The sequence below is a fragment of the Novosphingobium sp. genome, from assembly GCF_965229225.1.
In the GTDB taxonomy this organism is placed as follows: Bacteria; Pseudomonadota; Alphaproteobacteria; order Sphingomonadales; family Sphingomonadaceae; genus Novosphingobium.
The window spans coordinates 384,063-408,430 of record NZ_OZ245867.1; the positions used below are offsets into that span (position 1 = coordinate 384,063).

Here is a 24,368-nt window from a genome sequence, read left to right on the forward strand (position 1 = left end):
GCTGCGATGGCGCGATCTCGTCAACGAACGGCGCATGCAGGCGGCGGCGCGGCTGCTGCGCCAGAGTCGCCGGGATGTGGCCGAGATCGCCCTGTCGGTCGGCTTTGCCGAAAGCGCGAGCTTCATCCGCCGCTTCGGCCGTCATTTCGGGATGACCCCGCAGGCCTATCGCCGCGCAGCCGGTGGGGACGTCAGCGCAAGGCAAACGCCACCATTGCATCGCTGAGCCGGGTGCCGAAGCCGCCGTGTCCTCCGGCGGAGACGACGACATACTGGCGGCCATCGGTGTGGCGAAAGGTCATCGGGGTGGCGGTGGCGGGCGCGGGAACGAAGGCTTGCCAGAGCTCGCGCCCGGTCTGGATATCGTAGGCGCGCAGGCGGCTATCGAGGCTGGCACCGATGAAGACAAGGCCGCCGCGCGTGACGATGGGGCCGCCCTGATTGGGCGCGCCCCACGCTGCGGGGGACGTGATCCCGCTGGAGAGTGTGAGGCGGCCGAAAGGGACTTGCCAGCGGGTCTGCCCGGTCTTCATGTCGATTGCGGTGAGGCGGCCCCACGGCGGCGGATTGCACGGCACGCCAAGCGGCGACATCAGCACCTCGCGCAGCATGACATAGGGCGAGCCCTGCATCTCGTAGTAGGAGACACCGGGCTTCAGATCGCGCTTGGCATCGAACTTGGCGCGCGGGACGAGGCGAACCGAAGCGGCGAGATTTGAGGAGTTGACCACCGCAAGCCCGCTTCCCGGATCATAGGCAAGGCCGCCCCAGTTGGTGCCGCCGAGAAAGCTGGGGTGCAGCAGCGAGCCGCGTACGCTGGGCGGGGTGAACAAGCCCTCATTCCGCAAGCCGGCGATGCGGGTGCGGCAGGCTGCCGTATCATAGCCGAGCAGGCCCCAGGCGTCGTCCGGGCGCAGGCGCTGCGAGGTGACAGCATGGGGAAGGAGCGGCATGGGCTGGGTGGGGGAGGCGCGCTCTCCCGGCATGTCGCTGGCAGGCACGCGGCTTTCGACGACCGGGAACAGGGGCTTGCCGGTAACGCGGTCGATCACGAAGATATTGCCGGTCTTGCTCGCCTGGATCACCGCTTCGGTGGCGCGCCCATCGTGGTCGATGGTGGCGAGAGTGGGCGCGGCGGGCAGGTCGTAGTCCCACAGATCGTGGTGGACGGTCTGGTACGACCACACCATGCGGCCGGTGCGCATGTCGAGCGCGACGACGGCGTTGGCATCGGGGACGCGGTCCAGGCGGTTGATGCCGAGCGTATCCCAGCTGGCGCTGCCGGTGGGGAGGAACAGCCAGCCCCGCTTGGCATCGACGGAGAGCGGTGCCCAGGCGTTGGCCGCGCCGGTGACAGCGGAGATATCGTCCGGGATCGGGTTCCATGTCCACAGCGGCTTGCCGGTCACCACGTCGAAAGCTCGAACGATGCCATCCAGCGAATTGCGGTACATGTTGTCCTGCACCGCCGTGCCCAAGGCCACCACATTGCCCCAGACGGCGGGAGGCGAAGTGTTCGCGGGCTTGCCTTCGCCCTTGTAGTCCATCGCGCCGAGGTCGACGCGGCCGTTCTGGCCGAAGCCGGTGCAGATGCGGCCGGTATCGGCATCGAGTGCATGGAGCACGGCGTTCTGTGCGCCGTAGAGAATGCGTTTGCCGCAGGGCTGGGCACGCGCCGCTGCTGTATCGGCCTGCCAGTAGGCGACGCCGCGGCAGTAGTTCTCGTGGTACATGTTGCCGGTGCGCGGCTTCTTCGGATCGAACGACCACAGCTCGCGGCCCGAAGCAGGATCGATCGCGACAGCGCGGCCAAACGGCGTGCAGCCATAGAGGCGGGCATTGACGTAGATCGGCGTCATTTCCCCGACCGTGGCGTCGACCTGTTCGGTGCCCACCGAGACTTCGCCCGAATGCCAGGTCCAGACGCGGCGAAGGCTGGCGACATTGTTGCGGTTGATCTGATCAAGCGCGGAGAACTTGGTGGAGGAGGGCTGGCCGCCGTAGCTCGGCCACCCGGCGGCATCGGCCTCGACGGCCGCGACATCTGCCTGGGCGGCGACCGCTGGCAAGTCCGGACTGCGATGGCAGGCAGTGGTGGCGGCGAGCAGAGCGACGCTGACGAGATGCCGCCACATGGCGTTCAGCCCTTGGCCCGCGCGAAGATCTTCTGCCCGCCGACCCAGGTCTCCAGCACCGTGGTCTTGTGGATCTCGGTCACCGGAATGGCGAGGGGATCGCGGTCGAGCACGAGGAAATCGGCGAACTTGCCGACTTCGAGCGAGCCCGCCTTGTCGGCGATCCCCATGCGCTGCGCGGCGTTGATCGTGAACATGGTGATCGCTTGCGGCAAGGTGATCGCCTCGGCGAGGCCATAGCTGCGCGCGCCGCCGCCGGGGTTGCGGCGGGTGACGGCGGTTTCGATGCCGATCCACGGATTGGGCGAGGGGACGACCGCCCAGTCCGACCCGGCAACGACCAGCGCGCCCGAGGCGAAGCCTTCGCGGATCGGCCAGACCCGATCGATGCGCGGGGAACCGACGGCGGTGGTGATATCATCGTTGATCGGCTGCGGATCCCAGAGATAGGGCGAGAATTCGACCGCGGCGTGCAGGGCCTTGAAGCGCGGCAGATCGGCGGGATCGACGAAGGTGGAATGGCCGACCTGATGCAGCGGGCCGCCCATGCCGTTGGCCTTGCGCGCTGCCTCGATGGCATCGAGCGAGGCGCGCACCGCGCGGTCTCCCGCGGCGTGGAACAGCACCGTGACGCCGAGCTTGTCCCATGCCGCGAGGTTTTTCGCCATGGCCAGCGGATCGAACAGCAGCAGGCCGCGCGCGGGGGCATTGGGCTGGCCGGCCTGATAATCCGCCAGCATCGCGCCTGTATGGCTTTCGGTCGGCACGCCGTCCGCGAAGACCTTGACGCAATTGGCGTTGAAGGTGGCGCGGGCGAATTGTGCCCGGTCTGCGAGCGTCTGCTCGAAGGCGGGATTGGGGCGGCCGGATTCGGAATAGGCGATGCAGGCCTGCACGCGCTGCTTCAGGACGCCTTTGTCTGCCAGCGCCGCATAGACCTCGAGGTCGTCGCGGTAGGCCATCGCCTCGACGTAGCCGACGACACCGAAACCGGCGAGCATCGCGAGGTGCGCGGAAAGCTGGCGCTCGGTTTCCGCCTGCGGCTGCGGCGGAACCTTGACGGTGAGCAGGCGGCCCGCCGTCTCGCGCAGAATGCCCGTTGGGTTGCCCGCGCTGTCACGCTCGATAATGCCGCCTTCGGGATTGGGCGTGCCTGGGCCGATCCCGGCGAGCGCCAGCGCGCGCGAATTGGCCCAGACGCTGTGGCCGCTGACATCGAAGAGCATGACCGGATTGTCTGGCGAGACGGCATCGAGCGTGGCGGCGGTGATCGGCGTCCCGGTCATCAGCGAGGACTGCCACTGGCCGCCGCTGACCCATTCGCCGGGCTTGGCCGCCTTGACGCAGGCGGCGACGAGTTCGATCAGGCGCTGCGGGCCGGCATCCTGAGGCACGCGGCAGCGGCCTTCATCGCCCTTGGCCTGGAGCACGGGATGGACGTGCATGTCGTAAAGGCCGGGGAGGACCGTGCGTCCCTTGAGGTCGATGACTTTCACGCCGTTGCCCGGCCAGCCCCTTGCCTGCGCCTGCGAGCCGATGCGCAGGATGCGGTTGCCGCGCACGTCCATCGCGCTGCGCCAGCCCTGCGGGGTGTAGATATGGCCATTGATGAAGCGCAGCACCGGCTTTGGCGCTGCTTGTGCGGTATGGGGCAGGGCGCAGGCGGCGGCGATAAGCCCGGCGAGCGCAAAGACGTGGCGTGAGATCTTCATACCGGCATTCTCCCCCATTCGGCTTTCGCCATTTGGCTGCGCCGCCAGCCAGTCCGGCAAGGCGGCGCGCCCGGTTTTCCTCAGTAGCGGTAGGACGCCGTCACGCCGAAGGTGCGCGGCCGCAGCGTTTCCCGGCGGAAGAATTCGAACGGGTTGGATGCCCGCTCGCGCCGGGTCCAGGTGGACTTGTCGAGGATGTTGTTGACGAAAAGCGAGATATCGAAGTTACCCGGTTTCACGCCGAGCCGTGCCGACCAGAAGGCGACCGCGGGCGGCAGCGTGAGCGCGGTATCGATCGCGCCGTTGCCGGGGTTGAGGTAGGGCGGCAGCTTGCTCTGCTTCGAGCGGTAGTCGAAATCGGATCGGATATAGCCGCCCTTCGCGCGGAACGCGTCGAAATCGTATTGCGCGTGGAACGAGGCTGTCCACGGCGCGCCGAGCACGGCATCCCCCTTGCTCACGAAGGGCGCCGCCGCAGTCGGGCCGCCGAACACGGTATCGCGGAACTTGGCATCGACGTAGCCGATTTCGGCCTGCAGCGTCAGGCGATTGGTCGGGCGCACTTCGAGCTGGAGATCGAAGCCGCGGCTGCGCGCCTTGCCGAGGTTGTTGGTGAACTGGAAGCCGCAGCTATTGAGCGCGACGGCCTGCTGGATGTCGTTCCAGTCGATCTGATAGACGCTCGCCTGCACGCTGCCGAGCCCGCCGAACCGGCTCTTCACGCCGACCTCGTAGCTCCACACCGAGTCCGACTTGAAGTTGGTCGGGCGGCCGCCAGGATAGCCGATGCTGGCCAGTTCCGGCCCGCAGAAAGTGCCGACCTGCGGGTTATAGCCACCAACGCGGAAACCGCGCGAGGCCGAGGCATAGAGCAGCGTATCGGGCGTCGCCTGGAAGTTGATGCCGAACTTGGGCGTGATCGGGTTCTCGCTCTGGCGGCCACGGTCATCGACCAGCGGGCCAACCACGAAGCCCTGCGCGATCGAGCGGATCGTGAACACGGTGTGGCTGTAGCGCAGGCCCGCAAGCACCGAGAGCTTGTCGGTAAGCTTGTAGGTGACCTGCCCGAACAGCGCCGCCTGCTCGTCGGTCGAAACCGCGTTCTGGTCATAGACCGAGAAGCCCGCGACCGGCGAAGGGCCGCCGAACAGGTAGACGGGCAGATAGGGATCGGTCACGACCTGGATCGAGGTTTGTTTCGCGTGCGAGTAGAACCCGCCGAGCACCCAGGTCAGCGGGCTGGCCGCATTGCTCGATTGCAGGCGAAGCTCGCCGGTCCAGTTCTTCTGCGCGACGACGAAGTCTGACGGAGCGTTCTGTTCGGGGAAGAACGGGAGCGCATTGACGCCGGTGAACAGAGTCTGGTCGAAGTTGGTGTAGTCCTGCACGAAGGACTGGCGGCGATCAAAGTAGGAGCCGACCGCGATAAGGTCCACCGCCCCGAGGCCGACGCTGACGTTGAGCGAGGTGAGCGTGAAGCGGTCCTTGCTGGTTTCGGGGAGCTGGTTGGCATTCCGGAACACGTGCTTGTCGTAGTTCGAATACGTCTCCCAGCTCTCGCCGCTGTCGGCCGCCTCGACGTTCTGGTAGAACACGGCAGGCGTGATCTTGACGTTGTCGACCGGCTGCCAGGTGAGGGCCACACGCGCGACATAGCTGTCGGTCGAGTTGGCGTTCTTCTGCACGACCTTGTTGGTGAACGAGCTGATCCGGTCCACGTAGCCGCCGTCGCGGCGGTAGTAGCCGCTGGCCGCGATGCCGAGTTTGCCCGCGACAAGCGGCGCGCTGACCGAGACGCCGCCTTCGCCGTTTGCCGCGCCGTGCTGGGTCGCGCTCGCTTCGGCGCGGCCATAGACCTTGAGGGTATCGAGGCTGGGCTGCTGCGTGATGAAGCGCACGGTGCCGCCTTCAGATCCGGCGCCAAACAGCGTGCCCTGGGGTCCGCGCAGCACTTCCACGCGGTCGAGATCGAAGACCACCGGGTAGGCATTGCCGCCGCCATAGCCGAGCTGACGGATCTGGATCGGCACATCGTCGATATAGATGCCGGTGGTTGCGGCGCCGACCGACGAGTTCACGCCGCGGATCGCGATGTTGGTCGTGGTGTTCGACTTCTCGAAGCTGACGCCCGGAGTCTGACGGATCACGTCGCTGAAGTTGCGGATGCCCCGGCTGTCGAGCGCTTCGCGTGAAAGCGCGCTGACGCTGAGGGGAACCTTGTTGATGCTTTCGCTCTTGCGGGTTGCGGTGACGATGATCTCGCCGCTGCTCTCCGCAGCGGTTTCGCCTTCGGTCCCCGCTGCCTGCGCCAGTGCGGCATCAGCCATGACCAGCGCGGCAAGCGCCGTGCCTGCTGCGAAAAAATTGGCGCTGCGCCTCGTGCTCATGTCGAAACTCCCCTGTCATGGCCCGCGCCTGCCTTGAGCGACGCGCATTCCCATCTGCACAACAGGCTATGGGCTGGAGAGGGATTGGCATTGACCGGAACCGGCAATGCACGGCGCATCTGCACGCTTCGGTATATTTCAGTGCTGTTCGCCCCTGGTTGGCCACATTTGCCAAGGTGCCTGCCAGGATCGCTCTGCGGGATCAGGCAGAGCCAAAGTCAGATGCGCAATGGAGGTAGCAGCGAACGGCGATCTGTCCGACTGGACGATCCCCGGCAAGATGGTGAAGGGTATGGGTGGGGCTATGGACCTTGTCGCGGGGGTCAACCATTTGCGAGTTCAGGCCAAACTTGCCAATGCGCGGATTGTCGCCGGTCGCTGTTCGATCTTCTTCACCCAGGCGTGCAGGACGGGAAAGTCTTTGAGATCGAAACCGGCATAATTGGCACTTCGTACCCACGAGAAATGGGCGATGTCAGCGACCGAGTAGGACTCGCCGTTCAGCCACTCAACCTCACCCAGTCGTGCTTCAAGCAGCCCGAGATGCCGGCCAGCCTCGCCTTCGAACCTTTCGGTGGCGTAGGGGGCAGGCGTTCTCAGTGATCGGAAATGCGCTGCGTTCCCCATCATAGGTCCAAGCCCTGCCGCTTGCAGGAACAGCCAGCTAAGCGTTTGTGCGCGCGCTGCCGGCGCAGTGCCTAGCAGGCCGCCGAAGCCCTGCGCGAGATAAAGGAGGATGGCGCCCGATTCAAAGACCGTTACGGGAGCAGCTGTGCCGTCCCGGTGCCGGATCGCTGGCACTTTCGCATTGGGATTGATCCGGAGGTACTCGGCGGAACGCAGTTCGCCCGAACCAAGTGCGATTGTCTTGAGTTCATACGGAACGCCAAGCTCCTCAAGCGCAATCGGCACCTTGATGCCATTGGGCGTGTTGGCGGTGAAAACTTCAATCATCGGAAGACCCCTGACCTGGGTTGTGATTACAGGATCTGCAACAGCGCTTCGGGCACCACGTCGCCGTAGTCTGACCCGCGCAGAAGTTCGCCAAGCGCATCATTGCCCATGCCCGATGCGGGCCGGTTCGATCGGAACAGGCGAGCAAGGAGATAAATCACAACTTCCTCGAAGCTAGAATCTGCCTCGCCCTTGCACCAATTACGGCCAGTTCATCCTCTGTTACGCCGAATTGAAGTGCGCAGGTGCGGGTCTTCAAGACCATTTCGGGCTCGCCCGCTTTCAAGGCACAAGCATAGGCGATGGCCGCCGCCGTTCGGGCCTCGAAGCTGCGCCCGCCGATTGCGGCATCGATCTCCGCACCAGTCAGACCTGATAGCCGGGCTTCGCGTTCAAGCTTGCTCAGCGTCTTGTCGCAGCCGCAATCACCAAGCATTGCCAGCTTCAACTGCGCAGCGACGCGTGCATGAAGGCGCTCAACCATGATGTTCAGCCCAGCATCGCGCCGCCGTCGGCCGCAACACAGCGGACCGCGCAATCGAAAGGGTCATCAGCGCGCCGATGTTGCAAAGAGCAGCGATGAGCGAACCTCCGGCAAGAGCGACGATCACGGTCGTTTGCCAGCGTAGCAGCCATTCCGAGTAAGGGGCGTTGGGGATCGCAAGGGTCATCTTGGACATGATTGTTTTCCGGCCCCGTCTGCAAGGGCACGCCGGCAGGCCGGTTGCCATTGCAGACAGGAGGTTAGCGATGGGAGGGCGCTGCGGGGAGCGTCAGAAATTGTAGCTCACGCCGACAAGCGTCTGATGGCGATCAAATTTTCCGCCACGGCTGCCGAGGTCGCTGAACCGGTATTCGGCGCGAGCCGAAATGTGATCCGTGATCGCATATTCGAGACCACCGCCGACTTGCCAGCCGTCGAGATTGGACGACAAGGTTGTTGGGCCGCCTGTCGTAGCCAGGGTGGTGCGGACGCGGTTGTTGGCATAGCCGCCGCGAACATAGACCAGCGCCTTGGGCGTGACGAGATAGCCTGCGCGTGCGGAGAGATCGAAGCTGTAGCGCGGGTCGACTGTCAGCGACCGTCCCGCAGACGTGGCGCTGGTCCGGTCATCGATGGTCGCGCTGAAACCGGCTTCGGCACCGACGACGATCCGATCAGTCGCCTTGACGTTGTAGCCGGCATAGCCACCAAGCACGAGCGCATCGCGCGAGACTGCATCAGTGATGGGCCGCGCCTCGATGCGGCCTGCGATCTCGCTGCGGTCATAGCCAGCGGTGACGCCGACATAGGGGCCGTTATAGGTTTCGGCGTGGGCAGGGGCGGCTGCTGATCCAAGCGCCGCAACAAGGGCCATCGACATCACAAGGGGCGAAATCACGAGGGGTGAAATCACGAGGGGCAAAATACGGTGGGACTTCATGTTAACTCTCCAGTTGGATTCCGGTTTGGGGTGAGCCGGAGATAGGCGCGCTGCGATGAAGTGATAATTGGCCTAATCTGGAAGATAATGTTCCGATTATCGGAATGAATTGCCTGATCGCCTGGTTCGCTCCCAGCTGAATCCGCAACCTCACTTATGCTCACAGCGCCAAATAGCGACCTGTGCAGCCGATAAATGCATTTTCCGGAATAATGACTTGCACATTTCAGGCGTTCTGATCTCGCCCGAGCAAGCGCATCTGGTGGTTCGACGGATGACCCGTCCGGCACCTGCTCTTGCCAAAGGACACGATCATGAAACTCTATTCCCACCCCATTTCCGGTCACGCCCACCGTGCGCGGCTGTTCCTCTCGCTGATTGGCGCGGATGTTGAGATCGTTACGGTCGATCTCGCCAAGGGCGAGCACAAGTCGCCGGAGTATCTGGCCAAGAACCGCTTCGGCCAGGTGCCGCTGCTGGAAGACGGCGGCGAGTTCATTTCCGATTCCAATGCCATCATGGTCTATGCCGCCAAGAAGTTCGGCCGCACCGACTGGCTGCCATCAGATCCGATCGGCAGCGCCAAGGTTCAGCGCTGGCTTTCGGTTGCTGCCGGCCAGATCGCGTTTGGCCCGGGCGCCGCTCGCCTCGTCACCATCTTCAAGGCCGGGTTCAATCCTGAAGAAGTGATCGCCCGCGCCCATGCGATCCTCGCGCTGATCGAAGCTGAGCTCGAAGGCCGCGACTGGATCGCTGCTGACCACCCGACCATCGCTGACGTCGCGCTCTACAGCTACATCGCCAGTGCGCCCGAGGGGAATGTCGACCTTTCCTCCTACGCCAACGTCAACTCTTGGCTTGCCCGTATCGAAGCGCTCTCCGGCTTCGTTGAATTCGCCAAGAACCCCGTTGGCCTCAACGCCTGATCGATCCGCTGCCGGGGCCGCCGCAGGGTGGCCCCGGGGCATTGCACAACTGGGGAGCCGAGCGATGACACAGCCACAACCTCACAAACCATCACCGTTTCACGCGGGCGAAGTTGCGCTGCAAAAGACGGTTGGTGTGGCGGAGCGGATGGAGAAATTCGGTCGGCGGGTGATCCGCGATTATATGCCGGACCAACACCGCAACTTCTACCCCCAGCTCCCCTTTGTCGTGCTCGGCTCGGTCGATTTATCTGGCGATGCCTGGGTTACGCTGTTGAGCGGCCGACCCGGCTTCATGACGAGCCCGGATCCGCATCACCTCGATTTCTCAGCGCATCCCGACCCGCAGGACCCGGCCACGGCATCGCTTGCCGATGGCGCTGCGGTGGGCTTGCTCGGCATCGAACTGCACACCCGGCGGCGGAACCGAATGAACGGCACGCTGCAGCAGCAGACCGATCGAGGCTTCGCCATCGCGGTTGAACACGCCTTCGGCAACTGTCCGCAGTATATCCAGCTGCGCGACTTCACCTTCGTGCGCGAACCAGACGACTTTGCCACCGTGCCCGCTGCGCAGAGCCTGGGCATCGATGATCCGCACGTGCGGGCGATGATCAGTGCCGCCGATACGTTCTTCGTCTCGTCCTATGTCGATGATGCGCAAGGCCGCCATGTCGATGCTTCGCACCGCGGCGGCAAGGCGGGCTTCGTGCGGATCAACGACGATGGCTCGTTGACCATTCCGGACTTTGCCGGGAACCTCCATTTCAACACATTCGGCAATTTCCTGCTGAATCCCAAGGCGGGCCTCGTCTTCCCCGATTTCGCAACCGGCGACATGCTGCACCTGACCGGCGATGCCGAAGTGGTGCTCGAATCGGCCGAAATTGCCGCCTTTCAAGGCGCCGAACGTCTTTGGGTGTTCCGCCCGCGCAAGATCGTGCTGCGACCGGCAGCCTTGCCGCTACGCTTTGCCATGCAGGCCGATGGGTGGTCGCCCAACAGCCTGATGACGGGCGATTGGCGGCAGGCGGCGGACCGGATCGCGGCGGAACAGCTCCGCAACTCCTGGCGTCCGTTCCGGATTGCGCGGATCGTTGATGAGAGCAGCGTCATTCGCTCGTTCTACCTCGAACCCGCCGACGGCAAGGGCATCGTGGCGCATGAAGCAGGCCAGCATCTGCCAATCCGCGTGCGTCCTGATGGCAGCGCCCAACCGGTGCTGCGGACATATACGCTATCAACCGCGCCGTCCGATGGCGCTTACCGCATCAGCGTGAAGCGGCAAGGGCTGGTCTCGAACCACCTGCACGATGATCTCGCAGTTGGTGACCTGATCGAAGCGCGCGCGCCAGCGGGCGAGTTTGTCATCGATCCGCTCGAAGCGCGCCCTGCGGTCCTGCTGGCCGCAGGTGTCGGGATCACGCCGATGCTGGCGATGCTCCGCAGCATTGTCTTCGAGGGGTTGCGCAAGCGCAGGGTCCGGCCGACCTTCCTGTTCATCGCCGCGCGGTCGCTTGCCGAGCGGGCCTTCGATCAGGAAATTGCCGCGCTGGAGGCGCAGGCGGGTGGCGCGGTGCGGGTCGTCCGGCTGCTAGAGCTGACCGAAGGCGCACGGCCTGGCATCGACTTTGATGGCGAGGGACGCATCAGTGCCGAGCTGTTCCGGCAGACCCTGCCGTTCGACGCCTATGATTTCTACATGTGCGGCCCCCCGCCCTTCATGCAGGGTCTGTACGATCAGCTCAGCGACCTTGGCGTTACCGATGCACGGATCCATGCTGAAGCCTTCGGTCCGGCCTCGCTCAAGCGCCGCGAGCCTGAAGGGGCCGCTAGCTTGCCCCCCGTTGCCGAGGTGCCAGTGCCAGTGGCCTTCGCCAAATCGGGCAAGGAAGCACGCTGGGATGCCGCTGCCGGGACCTTGCTCGATCTCGCTGAAGCGCGCGGCCTGACCCCCGATTACAGCTGCCGCGGCGGCAGTTGCGGAACCTGTGCCGTCAAAGTGCTGGCCGGCAAGGTGACCTATGCATCGCGGCCATCCGCCAAGATCGCCGCCGATCACGCGCTGATCTGCTGCGCGGTTCCCGCCGCCGTTGCCGCAGGCGGCGGTGACCGATTGATCCTCGACTTATAGTCCCCCTCAAACGTGATTGGAAACATCATGCTCTCCCGCCACTATGCCCTTAGCCAAGACGGTTCGTCGCTCTCACTGGCCCAGGCAACCAAGACCGTCCCGGATCTTGCCCCCAACAGCATTCTGATCAAGATTCGGGCGGCCAGCCTCAACTACCGCGATTTGCTGACGATGGGCGATGCAGGCGGGACGCGCGACGGCCTGACGCCCCTGTCGGATGCCGCTGGTGAGGTCATCGCGATCGGATCGTCAGTGACCAGGTGGAAAATCGGCGACCGCGTCAGCCCCAATTTCTTCCCGGCGTGGCTCGGCGGCGCATTCTCGCCAGTGCATCTGTCGAACGCACTGGGCGGCGGCCAGACCGACGGTGTGCTGTGCGAATATCTCGTGATCGATCAAGCCGCAGCGGTCGCCATTCCCGATCATCTGAGCTTTGTCGAGGCCGCCACCTTGCCCTGTGCGGGCGTGACGGCATGGCACGCGCTGTTCGAACGCGGCAAACTGACCGCTGGCGAAACCGTGCTGGTGCAAGGCACTGGCGGTGTTGCGCTGTTTGGTCTGCAACTCGCTGCGGCGCAAGGAGCCCGGGTCATTGTCACCTCGTCGTCCGATGCCAAACTCGAACGGGCGGCGGCCCTTGGCGCTTGGAAAACGATCAACTACAAAAACCAGCCTGATTGGGATCAGGCAGCGATGGCGCTGACTGGCGGCCACGGTGTGGATCATATCCTCGAACTCGGCGGGCCGGATACCTACGACCGCTCGATTGCCGCCATCGCGCCCGGCGGGAAGATTGCCCAGATCGGGGTGCTCTCCGGCTTCGGCGCGCAGCCCAATCTGACGCCGCTGCAATTCAAGAACGCCAGCATAAACGGTATCTGTGTCGGATCGGTCGAGCACTATGCGCGGCTGAACGCATTCATTGCCGAACACGCAATCCATCCCATCGTCGATCAGGTATTCGCGTTCGATGAAGCACCGCTTGCCTACGAGCAGCTTCGCGGTGCTGGCCACTTTGGCAAGATTGCGATCACTTTCGATCGCTGACCGCTTCCGACGCCGCGACCTCAATTGCCGGGAACCATGACGATGTCCAAACGTGTATTGCTGCTGCTTGCCGAAGGCTTCGAACCGCTAGAAGCCGCCGGATTTACCGATGTTCTGGGCTGGGCGAACATCGATGGCGATGAACCGATCGAACTGGTCTCGGCCGGTTTGCGGCCATGCCTTCGCGCCACGTTCGGCTTTTCGGTCGTGCCCGATGCTCTGGTTGCCGATCTCGATCTCGATACCTTCGATGCACTGGCCGTGCCGGGCGGCTTTGCCAGTGCCGGGTTTTACGAGGACGCCCTGTCTGAACCCTTCCTTGCGGTCATCCGCCATTTCGAAGCGCGCGAGAAGCCGGTGGCTTCGGTTTGCGTGGCATCGCTCGCGCTCGGCGCGGCGGGGGTTTTGCAGGGCAGGCGCGCGACCACCTACCATCAGGTGGGCGGCCAGCGCAAAGCCCAGCTTGAAGCCTATGGGGCGCAGTTCGTTGATCAGGCGATTGTCATCGATGGCAAGCTGCTGACATCAACCGGGCCCGGCACCGGGGTCGAAGTGGCTTTCGCTCTGCTGCGCCAGCTGACCTCGAAGCAGGTAGCCGATCAGATCCGCACCTTGATGCGCGTGCCGCGCCCCGATGCCATCTGGCAGATGACGCCGCAAGTTCCCACAGCATGACCCAGTGCCCGATGACGTCGCGTTCACGCCCGCTGTGAAGGCCGCGCACGCGCGCAAGGGATCGCGCGCGTTCTATCAGACCATGGAGATGGGTCAGTCGATCGATCACGGGCTCACCGCTTTCATCGCCAAAGTCTGCAGCTTCCATCTCGCTTCCGCGAGCAAGGAGGGGCAGCCATATATATCGAGGCGTGGGACACGAACTGACAGCAGCGCGTCCCGCAGATGTTCCATGCCGATGCCGTGCGTGAAGCGATTGACGAACGCGACTGGAGGATTGTGCTCCTGGAGCCCGAGCTCGCGGCATTGCGCGCTGCGCAATAGTCCCTTTCGCCTTTCTGCGGTTCTCGGCCCATCAGCCTTGGCCTAGATTTCAAGCGTTATCAGAGTCCCACTCCCATCCTGATAACCCCACCCGGATGCCTCCACCCGAGACCATCCGCATGCTGACCGGGCGGGGTCACTCCCCCTTTTGCCCCGCCCGGTCTTTCTTGTGCCATCCCGCCAATGGAGCCTGCCATGTCCCGCCCCCCGCTTCCCCCCTTCACCGAAGAAACCGCGCGCGAGAAAGTGCGTCTGGCCGAAGATGGCTGGAACAGCCGCGACGCCGCGAAAGTCGCGCTTGCCTATACCGAGGACACGACCTGGCGGAACCGCGCTGAGTTCCCGCGCGGGCGCGGTGAAGCGCAGGCGTTTCTGGAGCGCAAATGGGCAAGGGAGATCGACTACCGGCTGATCAAGGAGCTATGGGCATTCACGCAAAACCGCATCGCGGTACGCTATGCCTATGAATACCGCGACGACAGCGGCAGCTGGTTCCGCGCCTATGGCAACGAGAACTGGGAATTCGTGGAAGACGGCTTGATGCGTCGCCGTTTCGCCAGCATCAACGAACATCCCATCACCGAAGCAGAGCGTAAGTTCCGCTGGCCCTTGGGGCGCCGGCCAGACGATCATCCCGGTCTCTCTGATCTGGGTCTCTGAACTGGGGCTCTGACCGCGGTCAAGGCGCAGGCGCTACGCGCTTGCGCCTTTTGACTCCGGAAAAAGGTCCATGGCCTGAGCTTGCCAAACTATTCCGTATTCTGGAATATTCTTGCACCGCGCCGAAAGCCGGGGCACTGCTGTGCAAACACCGGACAGCGGGAAGTGGCATGGCCAAGCTTGAAGCAATGCAAACCTTCGTGAAGGTGGCGGAAACCAGCAGCTTCGCTGAGGCCGCCAGGCAGTTGCATATGAGTCCTCCGGCCGTAACGCGTGCTGTCTCGGCGCTTGAAGAACAGATCGGCACACGCTTGTTCACCCGTACGACACGAGTGGTCCGGCTGACTGAGGCCGGGAGCCGCTATTTTGAAGATTGCCGCAAGATCCTAGCCGATGTCGAGGAAGCGGAGGCTGCTGCTTCGGGGTCCTACGTCCGGCCGACCGGTGTCCTCAATGTGACGGCGTCCGTTTTGTTCGGCCAGCAGTTCATGGTGCCGATCCTGACCGAATTCCTGCGGGACCACCAGGATGTGACGGTCAGGGGCCTGTTCGTCGATCGGGTCGTCAACCTCGTCGATGAGGGCATCGATGTGGCGATCCGCATCGGCCATCTGCCGGATTCAAGCCAGAGCGCGGTAAAAGTTGGTAGGGTGCGGCAGGTGATCTGCGGCGCCCCGGCCTACTTCGCAGCGCACGGCGTGCCGCGCAGCCCCGCCGATCTGACCCAGCACAGCATCACCGCGGCCACGGGATCCTTCGCCGCGCTCGACTGGCAGTTCGGGCAGGACCAGAAGCAGCGCGTCCATGTGAAGCCGCGCTTGTTCTGCAGCACGTACGATGCGGTCATTCGCGCTGCGCTGGATGGCTGGGGGCTGGCGCGGGTGCTGTCCTATCAGATCGGTGAACATCTGGTTGCAGGCCGGTTGCAGACGGTGCTGGCTGACTTCGAGCAGGAGCCCCTGCCCATCCACATTGTCCACCCGGAAGGTCGGCGCGCATCTGCAAAAGTGCGCGCCTTCATCGATCTTGCGGCCGAGCGACTACGGGCGAACCGGTTGATCAACTAGGCGGTCGGGCTGGTGCGGCTTTCCGTTTTGCGGGCCAGCAGATAGTCGAGGGATATCCGGCCGGGACCGCGACCCATTATCGCAAGGGCCAGTGCGAACCAGCCAAGATGGGTTGAGAGGAATGCGTCGGGATAGACGAACAGCTGGATCGTCAGGGTCATGATGAACAGCCCGAGCGCTGCAAACCGTGAGCCAATTCCCAGGAGCAGCATCGCCGGCAGAAGGTGTTCGGCATAAGTCGCGAGATGAGCAGCGAGATCAGGAGCGATCAACGGCAGCCGGTATTCTTCCTCGAACAGGAAGTAGGTGTTGTCGGAAATGGTCAGCAGCCCCTCGACCTTGGTGCGGGCTGAACTCCAGAAGATCCCGGCAAGACCGCCGCGCAGGGCCAGTTGAACCAGATCGGTCGGTATTCTGTCGAGGAGGGCAACGGGGCTTGCGAGGGCGTTGGATTGCGGGCTCATGGATTTTCTCCGTGGTCGATAAGTGATGCGGGTACGAGAATTCCGGCGGCTGCCAGTTCGACAAATTGCGTCACGAGGCGGGTGGCCGCTTGCTGGTCTGCACAGTCTTCAAGCAGCGCTGCGAAACTCGATCCGTTGGCGACATGCACAAGCATCGCGTTCGCCTGTGCGTCGATCTGCATCGTCTCGACGGTTTCGATTGTGCCGCGGCGCCAGACCAGTGCAGTTTCCGGAAGCCAGTCATCCGGGGCGTGTTCGTGTTCATCCACCTGCGCTTGCCAGATCGAATGGACCGGAGAGGCTGAGGCTATGACGCGTACCGAGGGGTGCCAACGGACAGGATGTTCCAGCGCGGCCATCGCGCTCTCCGCGCCATCCACATCGAACCTGCCGGCGTCGGCTGCATGGTATGCTTGCACACGGGCAAATTCGAGGCGGGCTACGTCAGCCAGATAGGGATAGTCATCCAGTGCAGCGAAGTGCTTGATGAAGTCGGGGAACGCATCGCCATAGCGCGCCATGATGGGTGATCGGGGTGGATGCTGTTCGGCAAAAGTGCCGGCGAGCGCGGCAAAGAATTCCTCCCCGACGAGACGTTCGACCGCCGGGAATATCGAACGCAGCGCATTGCGCAGCGTGATCAGGTAGGTGTTGCGGTACACGTTGAAGCGACCACTTGCCGCACGCATGGTCGCGGCGGCTTCAGTCTGTGGGGCAAGGAGCGCCCGGGCGAGGAGCGATTGCATCACGCTACCTCGAATCGGGCTGCGCAGGCCTGAAAGTTCCGGACCAGCATGACTTCCTGCAAGAGATCCCCTAACGGTGGCACATTGTTGTCACGTTCGATCAGCACCGGCCGAGGGCCAGCGAGCGCAGTGACTTGTGCGAGGAGATCATAGACGGGCTCCGCAATCTGATCGCCATGACTGTCGATCAGGAGCGGTTGACCGGCCTCGTCCACGACACCTTCGTGCCCCGCGAGATGAATTTCGCCGACCCGCCCAAGCGGATAGCGATTGAGCCAGTCGCCAATCTCCCAGCCGTGGTTCTGGCTAGAAACGTAGAGATTGTTGAGGTCGAGCAGCAGGCCGCAACCGGTCTTGCGCGCGATTTCGCCAAGAAACTCGGCCTCGTGCCAGGTGCTGCGCCCATACTCCACATAGGTAGACGGGTTTTCCAGCAGTATGCGCCGGCCGAGATAGCCTTGCGCCAAATCGATGTGATCGATCACCCGACCCAGTGTGACGGTATCGTAGACCACCGGCAGGAGATCATTGAAATAGACCCCATCATGCGAGGACCAGGCCAGATGCTCGGAAAAGGATGCAGGCTGCGCGCGGTCCAGCAAACGGCGCAAGCGCTTGAGGTGGTCAAGGTCCAGCGGGGCTTCACCGCCAAGCGACAGGGCCACGCCATGGATTGACAGCGGCCAGGTTTCGGCAATCCGGTCAAGCAGGACGAGGTTCGGTCCGCCGTCGCTCATGAAGTTTTCGGCGTGGACTTCGACGAAGTCCACCGGCGAAGGATCGGCCAGAAGCGCTTGGCAGTGTTCGCGCTTGAGGCCGATCCCCACGCCCAGGGGCAGTCCGGCCAGCCCTGACGAGGGGATGGGCTCTTTCATGGTCGGTTGCTCCCTTGGCGTGTATCAGCGCCGAACTTCCTTGAATTCGGCAAGTTGGCCGAAGCCAGTCGACGAGGTGGCCGACTTGAGCGTGGTGCAGGTGCCCTTGGGTACCAGCTTCCAGGCGTTGCCTTGGTAGTCGCGCTTGGACGTGCCGGCGCAAGAAGTGCCAGGCCCGGCGGCGCAGTCATTGTAACCGGCCAGCGAAACGCCGAAGCACTTCTCCTGCGGCGGACGTCCTGCGGCGGAAGCCTGCGGTGCCAGACCGGCCAGCGCCGTCGCCACAGCACCGGCAATGAAGGCGGAACGGGTGATGTTCATGGTGTCAGATCCTTGAAAGGGGGAAAGCCGGCTGATGGCGGCGGGGCTAACCCCGCCGCCGGTTCTGGGCCAGTTCTGGCCCAGCGCGATCAGTTCAGCGAAGCGGGGGTCGCATTCTTGATGGTGGGCCATTCCTCGTTGGCCTTGGCGAGGTTGCCGGGAATGTCGCGCTGCCAGGCGACCGAGACGTCCGCGTTGACGTTGAGGTACAGCTTGCCATCGACGATCTTCCAGACGTTCGGATCGCCATCGAGCTTCTTGTGCAGGGCCACGCCCATGGCGCAGAAGCCGCCGTATTGCGGGGCAAAAGCGGCGGGGTTCGCCTGAAACTTGTGCAGGTTCTCGGCACTGGCGAAGTAGTAGCGCGCGCCATCATAGGTCGCCGTGAATTTCGTGCTGCCCTTCGCCGGCGCGCCTGCAGTGAAATAGGCAACCGGGTCATAGCCATGCAGCGCGATGCCCTGCTGGTCGGTGTTCACCGCGGCGGTTGAATCGTCGACAACCGCAAAAGCAGGGGTCGAGGGGATGGCGGTCGCTGCAACGACGAGGCCAAGGGCAGCAAGCAGGCTGCGGCTCGTGCGGGTGATCATGGTAGTGTCTCCAACTCTGGCCGTCGACAGATGGGACGGTCATTGGGTTTCTCCCGGTCATTCCGGGCGAGGCACTAACTAGACGCAGCAGTTCAGCGGATGAATGGACTTAGTGCGGAATGGATTGATGCGAGAATTGGAATAAAAAGGGCATGCAGGCGCAGAGACACTCGATGCGCCGGATAACGCCGGACCAAGGTCAAAGCGAGGGCATCCATCGGAAGGAGTGGGCGGATTGGATTGAACCGTTCCGGCGAACGCGAAGCGAGATGTCTCCGTAACGATTTCGAGGCTCCGATTCCGTCAGCCGTGCGCCTTCCACCGCAAAGGGGAGACAGGCAGCTTTCCGCCCTGCGAATATCGACGCTCCCGAGCTTCCCGGTTCCCCCAAGCGCGAGGACAGTCGCTTGCCCTATGCCAAGGGCTGGCGCGCTCGGGAGACCTTGCGGGCTTTCCTCGCAACCGGAGCGGTGCAGGTGCAGCGGCTCGGGGTCGATCGATATGGGAGGACGCTGGCGGTGATCCCTCGCCAGAAGTCCCGGGTCCTTCCCTTAGCCTGCCCCCCTTGCGAGGTAATTCAGCCCCCGATCCCATGCTGGTGACAGGTTCTGGAAAATGGTTGGCAAAAACCTGGCGCGCCGCTGGTGGTGATTTTGAAAAAGCGGGGCGCTCGACAATTCGCCCGCGTTCGATGCGAGCCGCCTACCGCCGCAAGTCTATCGTGGGCATATTCGTGGGCAAAGTTCCAAACCGTGAATTTTATCAAATAAAATCAAAGTTAAATGGCGGACAGGGTGGGATTCGAACCCACGGTGAGCTTCCACCCACGGCGGTTTTCAAGACCGCTGCCTTAAACCACTCGGCCACCTGTCCGCAGCGCCATGCGCGTCGGCATGCCGATAGCGGGCCGGTGGGGCCGCGCAAAGCAATTTTGCACGCCAAGGCCTGAGCGCGGTGCCTTGCGGCGCTTCCCACGCGATTCATCGATTGAGGGATTCCCAGCGCCGCCGCGCTGTGCGACTGTCATGGCACGATGCCAATGCCACTCCGTTTTCATGTTCCCCGCCTGCCTGGCCTTCTCCGGGCTGCGCTTGCCGCGCTGTTGCTATCGCTTTTGGCCGGACCCGCCGGAGCGCAGGGAGACGAGGCGGCGGCAGGTTTTCAGGGCTATCTCCAGTACCTTGCGGCCAAGGCGCGGGCGGATGGCGTGCGCGAGGAGACCATCGCCTCGGTGATGGCCGGCCTCACCGAAAACCCCCGCGTCATCGCGCTGGATCGCGCGCAGCCGGGGGCGTCCTCGTCGATCCCTGCCTTTGCCGGATATCGCCGCACGCATGTCGATGCGGCGCGAATTTCCGGAGGGCGGCGGCAGTATCTCGCCTCGGCCGAGACGCTGGCCGGCATCGAGCAGCGCTACGGCGTGCCGCCCAAGATCGTATTGGCGATCTGGGGGCATGAAACGAACTACGGTTCCTATACCGGCGATTTCGATCTCGCGCGCTCACTTGCCACACTGGCTTATGAGGGGCGGCGGCGGGCGCTGTTTGCGGAGGAGTTCATTGCGCTCCTCAAGATGGTCGACCGCGGCGTGCCGCGCGCCAAGCTTGTGGGCAGTTGGGCCGGTGCGTTCGGCAATCCGCAGTTCCTGCCCTCGGTCTATCTGCGCGTGGCGCAGGACGGCGATGGCGATGGGTTTGCCGATATCTGGGCAAGCAGGCCGGACACGCTCGCCTCGATCGCCAATTACTTCCGCGACGCCGGATGGCGGGCAGGGGAGCCCTGGGGCGTGGCGGCGGACGTGACGCTGCCGATCGACCGCCCATCGCTGGGCACGGCGCTGGCCAGCCCGCGCTGCCCGCAAGTCTTTGCGCGGCATTCGCGGTGGAAGACGGTGCGGGAATGGAAGGCGCTCGGTGTGGTGCCGCGCGCACCGACTCTGGCGGATGATACGCTCGCCAGCCTGCTCGAACCTGATGGCCCCGGCCAGACGGCTTACCTGCTAACCGGAAATTATCGAGTCATCCTCGATTACAACTGCTCGAATCTCTACGCCCTCTCGGTGGGACTTCTGGCTGATGAAATTGCCCGTTAACAGGAACAATGCGGTTCTGGCGCTGGCCTTGGTGCTGGCGCTGGGAGCCGGTTTAGCGAACGATGCGGCGGCGCGTGAGCGCAAGGCGGCGGCGCCCGATGTCATGGGGCCGGCGGGCGACTATCCGGTCACGCTGGGCGATGCCTTCGTGGTCGACGGCGTCACCTACACCCCGGCAGACACGCTGAACTACGATGCCGTGGGCAAGGCCCTCCCGATGGGCGCGGACGAAGGTGCTGCGCCGCGTATCAACGGCGCCCACCGCACGTTACCGGTCCCGAGCTATGTCGAAGTGACATCGCTTTCGAGCGGGCGGACGATCCTCGTGCGGATCGACCGGCGCGGGCCGATGAGCGGTGATGGGCTTGTTGCGCTCTCTCCGTTGGCCTGGGCGCAACTCGGCCTGCCGGGCGGTGCCTCCGCGCCGGTGCGGGTGCGGCGGGTCAATCCGCCCGAGCCCGAACGGGCGCTGCTGCGCGCAGGCCAGGCGGTGCCGCCACGTATGGATACACCGGCGGGTCTGCTGGCCGCGCTGCGCCGCAAGCTGGGGCTGGAGCCGCCCGTTGCGGACCTTCCGGTGACGATCCGTCCGGCGCAAGTCGATGGGGCAACCACCCCCCCGTTTGCGCCGCCGACCAAGTCTGCGCCGCCGGCCAAGCCTGCCCCGAAGGCGTCCCCTGTCTCCGAGAAGCCGGCTCCGAAACCCCTTGCCAAAACGGCTCCGAAGCCAGAGGCCGTCGCTCCTGCGCCAAAGCCTGCATTACCGGCCGCACCGCCAAAACGCCCTGCTGCGGCAACAGCGCGTTACTTTGTACAGATCGGCGCGTTTTCCCAGCGTTCAAATGCCGAGGCAGCTGCGCGCAAGGCGGGCGGATCGTTGGTGCAGGCAGGATCGCTGTGGCGTGTCCGCAGCGGGCCGTTTTCTGCCGGGGATGAGGCGGAACGCGGACTGGCGAAGGCGCGCGCCGCGGGCTATGCGGGTGCCCGGATCGTGCGCGACTAGTCTCGTCCGGCGCGGTCTCGCACTAAACGAGGACGGCGCTTGAAATCGAGGATCGTGACCGCTGTGCTGATCGCCGCGCTGGCCGCTCTGCCCGTGCGCGCGGCGGCTCCTGTGCCGGAGGCGGCACCGCAATCTGCGCTCGCGATGCCACAGGTTTCCGCGCCCATCGCCCTGCTGATTGATGTCAACGGTGGGCGCGTGCTGTTCGAGCGCCAGTCGCACCGGCGCTTTGTGCCGGCCTCGCTCACCAAGATCATGACGAGCTATGTCGCCTTCGAGCTGATCAAGGCGGGCAAGCTGAAGCTCGACCAGCGCTTCACGATGAGCCACGAGGCCTTCCGCAAGTGGCACCGGGTGGGCAGCACGATGTTCCTTGCCGATGGCAGCGACACATCTGTGGCCGAACTGCTGGAGGGCATTGTCACGGTTTCGGCCAACGATGGCTGCGTCGTGCTGGCGGAGGGCGTGGCGGGAAATGTCGGCGCGTTTACCGAGATGATGAATGCCGAAGCCAAGAAGCTCGGCATGAAGGACACCCACTACAACACCGCCAATGGCTGGATGGATGAGGGGGAGACGTATGTCTCCGCCGCCGATCTCGCCATTCTGAGCACCGCCCTGATCACGCGGCATCCCGATCTCTATGCACGCTTCTACGGGCACGAGAGGCTCTCCTTTCGCGGGATCGAACAGCCAAACCATAACCCGCTCTATGGCCATGTCGATGGCGCGGACGGGGTGAAGACGGGGTTCACCAACGAAGCGGGCTATGGCCTTGTCGGCTCTGCGATCCGTGACGGACGGCGGCTGATGATGGTGGTCGGAGGTTATGACCGTCCGGTTGACCGCACCAGAGAATCCCGCGCATTTCTCGAATGGGGTTTTGCGGCGTTCGAGGCGCATCCGCTTTTCGCGCAAGGGGCCAGAATCGGCACGGCCAAAGTGCAGGGCGGCGAGGTGCGCAGTGTCGGCCTCGCCGCGCCGCATCCGCTGGCGCTGACGCTGCCGAGGGGCGCTGGCGCGCGCTATGCGCTCAGTGTGCGCTACAAGGGGCCGCTGCGCGCACCGATTGCCAAGGGCGATGAAGTGGCAACCCTCGTCGTGCGAGTGCCGGGGGAAGGCGAGACGCGCCTGCCGTTGGTGGCGGCGGACGCCGTGCCCGAAGCAGGAGCGCTGGCGCGGCTGCGCAACGGCCTGCTGGCGATGCTGGGGCAATGACCGGCCAATGACCGGTAAGTTCATCGTTTTCGAGGGCGGGGAAGGGGTCGGTAAATCGACCCAGAGCCGCTTGCTGGCCGAGGCCCTGCGCGCGCGGGGGCTGGAAGTCGTCAGCACGCGCGAGCCGGGCGGCACGCCGGGTGCTGAGGCGATCCGGGCGCTGCTGCTCGACAAGGAGGGGCCTGGCTGGGGGACGCGGGCGGAAGCCCTGCTGTTTGCAGCGGCGCGCGCGGACCATGTCGAGACGCTCATCCGCCCGGCACTGGCACGCGGGGCCTGGGTGGTGTGCGACCGCTATCTGGATAGCAGCCGCGCCTATCAGGGCGGCGGCAGCGGGCTGGACGATGCCGATATACTCACCCTGCACAGGATCGGCAGCGCGGGGCTGCTGCCCGATTGCACAGTGCTGCTGACGCTCGATCCCGCCGAGGCCGCGAGGCGAGTGGAGCAGCGCGATGCCGGCGCGCTCGACCGGATCGGCGGGCGCGCGGCAGACTATCACGCGCGGGTCGCCGATGCCTTCCGCCGCTACGCCGAGGCCGAACCGGAGCGCTTCGCCCTGATTGCGGCCAACGGCGCGCCCGAGGCGGTGCATGCGCGGGTGCTGGCGGCGGTGGACAGCCTGTGTCCCTGATCGGTCATGACGAAGCGTGGAGCGTCTGGCGCGCGGCGCGGGCAGGGCAGCGCATGCATCACGGCTGGATTCTGGCGGGGCGTGAGGGTCTTGGCAAGGCCAGCTTCGCCCGCGCGGCGGCGGCGGAACTCGTCGCCGAACCGGGCGTGCCGCAGCCCGCACCGGAAATGCACCCCGACATCCACTTGCTGGAGCCGCTGCCCAGCAACGAGGATGAAGCGAAAAAGCGCGACGACGGGAAGGCCTATACCCGCAAGCGCAACATCAGCGTCGACCAGATCCGCGGCGTGCAGCGGCGGTTGGTGACGCGCCCAACGCTGGGGGCGCGGCGCGCGGTCATCATCGATGCGGCGGATGACCTGGAAAAGGGCGCCGTCAACGCACTGCTCAAGAGCCTCGAGGAACCGCCTGTCGGCACGTTCTTCCTGCTGGTGAGCCACCAGATCGGCCGTCTGCTCCCTACAGTACGGTCGCGCTGTACGGTGCTGCGGTTTCATCCGCTGGATCCGGACGAAATGGCGCGGGCGCTCACCCGGGCTGCGCCGGAATTGAGCGGAGCGGCGCTGGATGCGGCCATTTCCGCCGGAAGCGGCGCGCCCGGTGCCGCGCTTGCCTTTGCCGAGATGGGGCTTGGTACGGCTTGGCAGATCATGGTCCGGCTTGTCGCGGAAGGCGATCCCGATCTCTCGCTGCGGGGGGAGCTTTCAACCGCGCTTGGCCAGCGGCCCGATCGCGAGCGCCTGCTGGCTGCGATCGAGGCGGCGCGGCGCGTGCTGGTGGCGGCCATGGCCCGAAGCGATGACGCAACGCGCCTGCGGATCGTCGAGGCGCATGCGTCGCTGGCGACGCTCGCGGCGCAGGCGCCGACCTACAACTTCGAGCCCGCGCTGCTGCTTCTGGAAATCGGCGGCTTGCTGGCATCGGTGGTGCGCACTAGGGAGAGCGCGGCCTGAGGGAATCCGACCCCGCAGGCCTTCCCG

26 protein-coding genes, 1 tRNA gene and 1 pseudogene are annotated in these 24,368 nt (G+C 64.6%); 14 read left to right on the plus strand and 14 right to left on the minus strand.

The window, feature by feature from the left end; genetic code table 11:
* Position 1: 1 nt before the first annotated feature.
* Positions 2-226: a helix-turn-helix domain-containing protein gene (locus tag ACO06X_RS01460; protein WP_421839830.1), complete on the plus strand. Its 225-nt coding sequence runs from the start codon at positions 2-4 to the stop codon at positions 224-226.
* On the opposite strand, the gene ACO06X_RS01465 is transcribed toward ACO06X_RS01460, so the two are convergent.
* From ACO06X_RS01465 to ACO06X_RS01475, 3 genes are all read right to left on the minus strand, one after another.
* Complete coding sequence (locus ACO06X_RS01465) at positions 192-2,135, minus strand: pyrroloquinoline quinone-dependent dehydrogenase (RefSeq protein ID WP_421838248.1); 1,944 nt, start codon at positions 2,133-2,135, stop codon at positions 192-194. The genes ACO06X_RS01460 and ACO06X_RS01465 overlap by 35 nt on opposite strands.
* 5 nt (positions 2,136-2,140) lie before the next feature.
* Positions 2,141-3,847, minus strand: coding sequence for an amidohydrolase (locus tag ACO06X_RS01470; RefSeq protein ID WP_421838249.1), 1,707 nt, complete (start codon positions 3,845-3,847; stop codon positions 2,141-2,143).
* Positions 3,848-3,927: 80 nt separating this feature from the next.
* A complete protein-coding gene (locus tag ACO06X_RS01475; protein WP_421838250.1) occupies positions 3,928-6,234 on the minus strand; it encodes a TonB-dependent receptor in 2,307 nt (768 codons plus the stop codon).
* 226 nt (positions 6,235-6,460) lie between these two features.
* On the opposite strand from ACO06X_RS01475, the pseudogene ACO06X_RS01480 reads away from it, so the two are divergent.
* Positions 6,461-6,574, plus strand: a pseudogene (locus ACO06X_RS01480) (succinyl-CoA--3-ketoacid-CoA transferase); the annotation flags it as partial.
* Here the strand turns inward: ACO06X_RS01480 and ACO06X_RS01485 are convergent.
* The 5 genes from ACO06X_RS01485 to ACO06X_RS01505 form a co-directional block, all read right to left on the minus strand.
* Positions 6,574-7,188: a glutathione S-transferase family protein gene (locus ACO06X_RS01485; protein WP_421838251.1), complete on the minus strand. Its 615-nt coding sequence runs from the start codon at positions 7,186-7,188 to the stop codon at positions 6,574-6,576. The pseudogene ACO06X_RS01480 and the gene ACO06X_RS01485 overlap by 1 nt on opposite strands.
* A gap of 26 nt (positions 7,189-7,214) precedes the next feature.
* Entirely contained in the window at positions 7,215-7,349 is a 135-nt protein-coding gene (locus tag ACO06X_RS01490) for a hypothetical protein (RefSeq protein ID WP_421838252.1), read from the minus strand.
* Positions 7,346-7,672 (minus strand): hypothetical protein, encoded by a 327-nt coding sequence (locus tag ACO06X_RS01495; protein ID WP_421838253.1) that lies wholly within the window; start codon positions 7,670-7,672, stop codon positions 7,346-7,348. Before ACO06X_RS01495 ends, ACO06X_RS01490 begins: the two co-directional genes overlap by 4 nt.
* Complete coding sequence (locus ACO06X_RS01500) at positions 7,665-7,868, minus strand: hypothetical protein (protein ID WP_421838254.1); 204 nt, start codon at positions 7,866-7,868, stop codon at positions 7,665-7,667. The genes ACO06X_RS01495 and ACO06X_RS01500 overlap by 8 nt, the downstream gene beginning before the upstream one ends.
* A 93-nt stretch (positions 7,869-7,961) precedes the next feature.
* The gene (locus ACO06X_RS01505) at positions 7,962-8,546 is read right to left on the minus strand and encodes an outer membrane protein (protein WP_421838255.1); all 585 of its coding nucleotides are present in this window, start codon (positions 8,544-8,546) and stop codon (positions 7,962-7,964) included.
* Positions 8,547-8,926: 380 nt separating this feature from the next.
* Between ACO06X_RS01505 and ACO06X_RS01510 the strand changes: the two genes are divergently transcribed.
* From ACO06X_RS01510 to ACO06X_RS01535, 6 genes are all read left to right on the plus strand, one after another.
* Positions 8,927-9,538 carry a glutathione S-transferase family protein gene (locus ACO06X_RS01510; protein WP_421838256.1) on the plus strand — a complete coding sequence of 204 codons (612 nt, stop codon included), beginning with the start codon at positions 8,927-8,929 and terminating at the stop codon, positions 9,536-9,538.
* A 64-nt stretch (positions 9,539-9,602) separates the two neighbouring features.
* On the plus strand, positions 9,603-11,672 hold the full coding sequence (locus ACO06X_RS01515) for a pyridoxamine 5'-phosphate oxidase family protein (protein ID WP_421838257.1): 2,070 nt from the start codon (positions 9,603-9,605) through the stop codon (positions 11,670-11,672).
* A 27-nt stretch (positions 11,673-11,699) separates the two neighbouring features.
* Positions 11,700-12,719 carry a zinc-dependent alcohol dehydrogenase family protein gene (locus ACO06X_RS01520; protein ID WP_421838258.1) on the plus strand — a complete coding sequence of 340 codons (1,020 nt, stop codon included), beginning with the start codon at positions 11,700-11,702 and terminating at the stop codon, positions 12,717-12,719.
* Between the two features lie 42 nt (positions 12,720-12,761).
* Entirely contained in the window at positions 12,762-13,394 is a 633-nt protein-coding gene (locus ACO06X_RS01525) for a DJ-1/PfpI family protein (RefSeq protein WP_421838259.1), read from the plus strand.
* A gap of 519 nt (positions 13,395-13,913) precedes the next feature.
* Positions 13,914-14,378: a DUF1348 family protein gene (locus tag ACO06X_RS01530; RefSeq protein ID WP_421838260.1), complete on the plus strand. Its 465-nt coding sequence runs from the start codon at positions 13,914-13,916 to the stop codon at positions 14,376-14,378.
* A 170-nt stretch (positions 14,379-14,548) separates the two neighbouring features.
* Complete coding sequence (locus ACO06X_RS01535) at positions 14,549-15,445, plus strand: LysR family transcriptional regulator (RefSeq protein WP_421838261.1); 897 nt, start codon at positions 14,549-14,551, stop codon at positions 15,443-15,445.
* On the opposite strand, the gene ACO06X_RS01540 is transcribed toward ACO06X_RS01535, so the two are convergent.
* From ACO06X_RS01540 to ACO06X_RS01560, 5 genes are all read right to left on the minus strand, one after another.
* Entirely contained in the window at positions 15,442-15,909 is a 468-nt protein-coding gene (locus ACO06X_RS01540) for a DoxX family protein (protein WP_421838262.1), read from the minus strand. The genes ACO06X_RS01535 and ACO06X_RS01540 overlap by 4 nt on opposite strands.
* A complete protein-coding gene (locus ACO06X_RS01545) occupies positions 15,906-16,655 on the minus strand; it encodes a DNA-binding domain-containing protein (RefSeq protein WP_421838263.1) in 750 nt (249 codons plus the stop codon). The genes ACO06X_RS01540 and ACO06X_RS01545 overlap by 4 nt, the downstream gene beginning before the upstream one ends.
* Positions 16,655-17,530: a DUF692 domain-containing protein gene (locus ACO06X_RS01550; RefSeq protein WP_421838264.1), complete on the minus strand. Its 876-nt coding sequence runs from the start codon at positions 17,528-17,530 to the stop codon at positions 16,655-16,657. Before ACO06X_RS01550 ends, ACO06X_RS01545 begins: the two co-directional genes overlap by 1 nt.
* Before the next feature lie 24 nt (positions 17,531-17,554).
* Complete coding sequence (locus tag ACO06X_RS01555) at positions 17,555-17,851, minus strand: DUF2282 domain-containing protein (RefSeq protein WP_421838265.1); 297 nt, start codon at positions 17,849-17,851, stop codon at positions 17,555-17,557.
* Positions 17,852-17,940: 89 nt separating this feature from the next.
* Entirely contained in the window at positions 17,941-18,441 is a 501-nt protein-coding gene (locus ACO06X_RS01560) for a YHS domain-containing (seleno)protein (protein WP_421838266.1), read from the minus strand.
* Positions 18,442-18,800: 359 nt separating this feature from the next.
* Between ACO06X_RS01560 and ACO06X_RS01565 the strand changes: the two genes are divergently transcribed.
* Positions 18,801-19,043, plus strand: a complete 243-nt coding sequence (locus ACO06X_RS01565; RefSeq protein WP_421839831.1) for a hypothetical protein — start codon at positions 18,801-18,803, stop codon at positions 19,041-19,043.
* A gap of 181 nt (positions 19,044-19,224) precedes the next feature.
* Here ACO06X_RS01565 and ACO06X_RS01570 read toward each other — a convergent pair.
* A tRNA-Ser gene (locus ACO06X_RS01570) sits at positions 19,225-19,314 on the minus strand.
* A 166-nt stretch (positions 19,315-19,480) separates the two neighbouring features.
* Here ACO06X_RS01570 and ACO06X_RS01575 point away from each other — a divergent pair.
* The 5 genes from ACO06X_RS01575 to ACO06X_RS01595 are packed head-to-tail and all read left to right on the plus strand — an operon-like array spanning position 19,481 to position 24,341.
* A complete protein-coding gene (locus tag ACO06X_RS01575; RefSeq protein ID WP_421839832.1) occupies positions 19,481-20,533 on the plus strand; it encodes a lytic murein transglycosylase in 1,053 nt (350 codons plus the stop codon).
* Complete coding sequence (locus ACO06X_RS01580) at positions 20,517-21,536, plus strand: SPOR domain-containing protein (RefSeq protein WP_421838267.1); 1,020 nt, start codon at positions 20,517-20,519, stop codon at positions 21,534-21,536. Before ACO06X_RS01575 ends, ACO06X_RS01580 begins: the two co-directional genes overlap by 17 nt.
* 54 nt (positions 21,537-21,590) lie before the next feature.
* Positions 21,591-22,754 (plus strand): D-alanyl-D-alanine carboxypeptidase family protein, encoded by a 1,164-nt coding sequence (locus ACO06X_RS01585; RefSeq protein ID WP_421838268.1) that lies wholly within the window; start codon positions 21,591-21,593, stop codon positions 22,752-22,754.
* Between the two features lie 7 nt (positions 22,755-22,761).
* On the plus strand, positions 22,762-23,388 hold the full coding sequence (tmk, locus tag ACO06X_RS01590; protein WP_421838269.1) for a dTMP kinase: 627 nt from the start codon (positions 22,762-22,764) through the stop codon (positions 23,386-23,388).
* Entirely contained in the window at positions 23,385-24,341 is a 957-nt protein-coding gene (locus tag ACO06X_RS01595) for a DNA polymerase III subunit delta' (protein WP_421839833.1), read from the plus strand. Before tmk ends, ACO06X_RS01595 begins: the two co-directional genes overlap by 4 nt.
* Positions 24,342-24,368 lie beyond the last annotated feature (27 nt).

Bases quoted from the DNA above. Each gene is read 5' to 3' on its own strand.
- ACO06X_RS01465 (WP_421838248.1), bottom strand. From the start codon at position 2,135: ATGTGGCGGCATCTCGTCAGCGTCGCTCTGCTCGCCGCCACCACTGCC.
- ACO06X_RS01525 (WP_421838259.1), top strand. From the start codon at position 12,762: ATGTCCAAACGTGTATTGCTGCTGCTTGCCGAAGGCTTCGAACCGCTA.
- ACO06X_RS01555 (WP_421838265.1), bottom strand. From the start codon at position 17,851: ATGAACATCACCCGTTCCGCCTTCATTGCCGGTGCTGTGGCGACGGCG.
- ACO06X_RS01540 (WP_421838262.1), bottom strand. From the start codon at position 15,909: ATGAGCCCGCAATCCAACGCCCTCGCAAGCCCCGTTGCCCTCCTCGAC.
- ACO06X_RS01510 (WP_421838256.1), top strand. From the start codon at position 8,927: ATGAAACTCTATTCCCACCCCATTTCCGGTCACGCCCACCGTGCGCGG.
- ACO06X_RS01475 (WP_421838250.1), bottom strand. From the start codon at position 6,234: ATGAGCACGAGGCGCAGCGCCAATTTTTTCGCAGCAGGCACGGCGCTT.
- ACO06X_RS01470 (WP_421838249.1), bottom strand. From the start codon at position 3,847: ATGAAGATCTCACGCCACGTCTTTGCGCTCGCCGGGCTTATCGCCGCC.
- ACO06X_RS01535 (WP_421838261.1), top strand. From the start codon at position 14,549: ATGGCCAAGCTTGAAGCAATGCAAACCTTCGTGAAGGTGGCGGAAACC.
- ACO06X_RS01560 (WP_421838266.1), bottom strand. From the start codon at position 18,441: ATGATCACCCGCACGAGCCGCAGCCTGCTTGCTGCCCTTGGCCTCGTC.
- tmk (WP_421838269.1), top strand. From the start codon at position 22,762: ATGACCGGTAAGTTCATCGTTTTCGAGGGCGGGGAAGGGGTCGGTAAA.
- ACO06X_RS01515 (WP_421838257.1), top strand. From the start codon at position 9,603: ATGACACAGCCACAACCTCACAAACCATCACCGTTTCACGCGGGCGAA.
- ACO06X_RS01545 (WP_421838263.1), bottom strand. From the start codon at position 16,655: ATGCAATCGCTCCTCGCCCGGGCGCTCCTTGCCCCACAGACTGAAGCC.
- ACO06X_RS01580 (WP_421838267.1), top strand. From the start codon at position 20,517: ATGAAATTGCCCGTTAACAGGAACAATGCGGTTCTGGCGCTGGCCTTG.
- ACO06X_RS01495 (WP_421838253.1), bottom strand. From the start codon at position 7,672: ATGGTTGAGCGCCTTCATGCACGCGTCGCTGCGCAGTTGAAGCTGGCA.
- ACO06X_RS01505 (WP_421838255.1), bottom strand. From the start codon at position 8,546: ATGGCCCTTGTTGCGGCGCTTGGATCAGCAGCCGCCCCTGCCCACGCC.
- ACO06X_RS01485 (WP_421838251.1), bottom strand. From the start codon at position 7,188: ATGATTGAAGTTTTCACCGCCAACACGCCCAATGGCATCAAGGTGCCG.
- ACO06X_RS01500 (WP_421838254.1), bottom strand. From the start codon at position 7,868: ATGTCCAAGATGACCCTTGCGATCCCCAACGCCCCTTACTCGGAATGG.
- ACO06X_RS01520 (WP_421838258.1), top strand. From the start codon at position 11,700: ATGCTCTCCCGCCACTATGCCCTTAGCCAAGACGGTTCGTCGCTCTCA.
- ACO06X_RS01575 (WP_421839832.1), top strand. From the start codon at position 19,481: ATGCCACTCCGTTTTCATGTTCCCCGCCTGCCTGGCCTTCTCCGGGCT.
- ACO06X_RS01550 (WP_421838264.1), bottom strand. From the start codon at position 17,530: ATGAAAGAGCCCATCCCCTCGTCAGGGCTGGCCGGACTGCCCCTGGGC.
- ACO06X_RS01530 (WP_421838260.1), top strand. From the start codon at position 13,914: ATGTCCCGCCCCCCGCTTCCCCCCTTCACCGAAGAAACCGCGCGCGAG.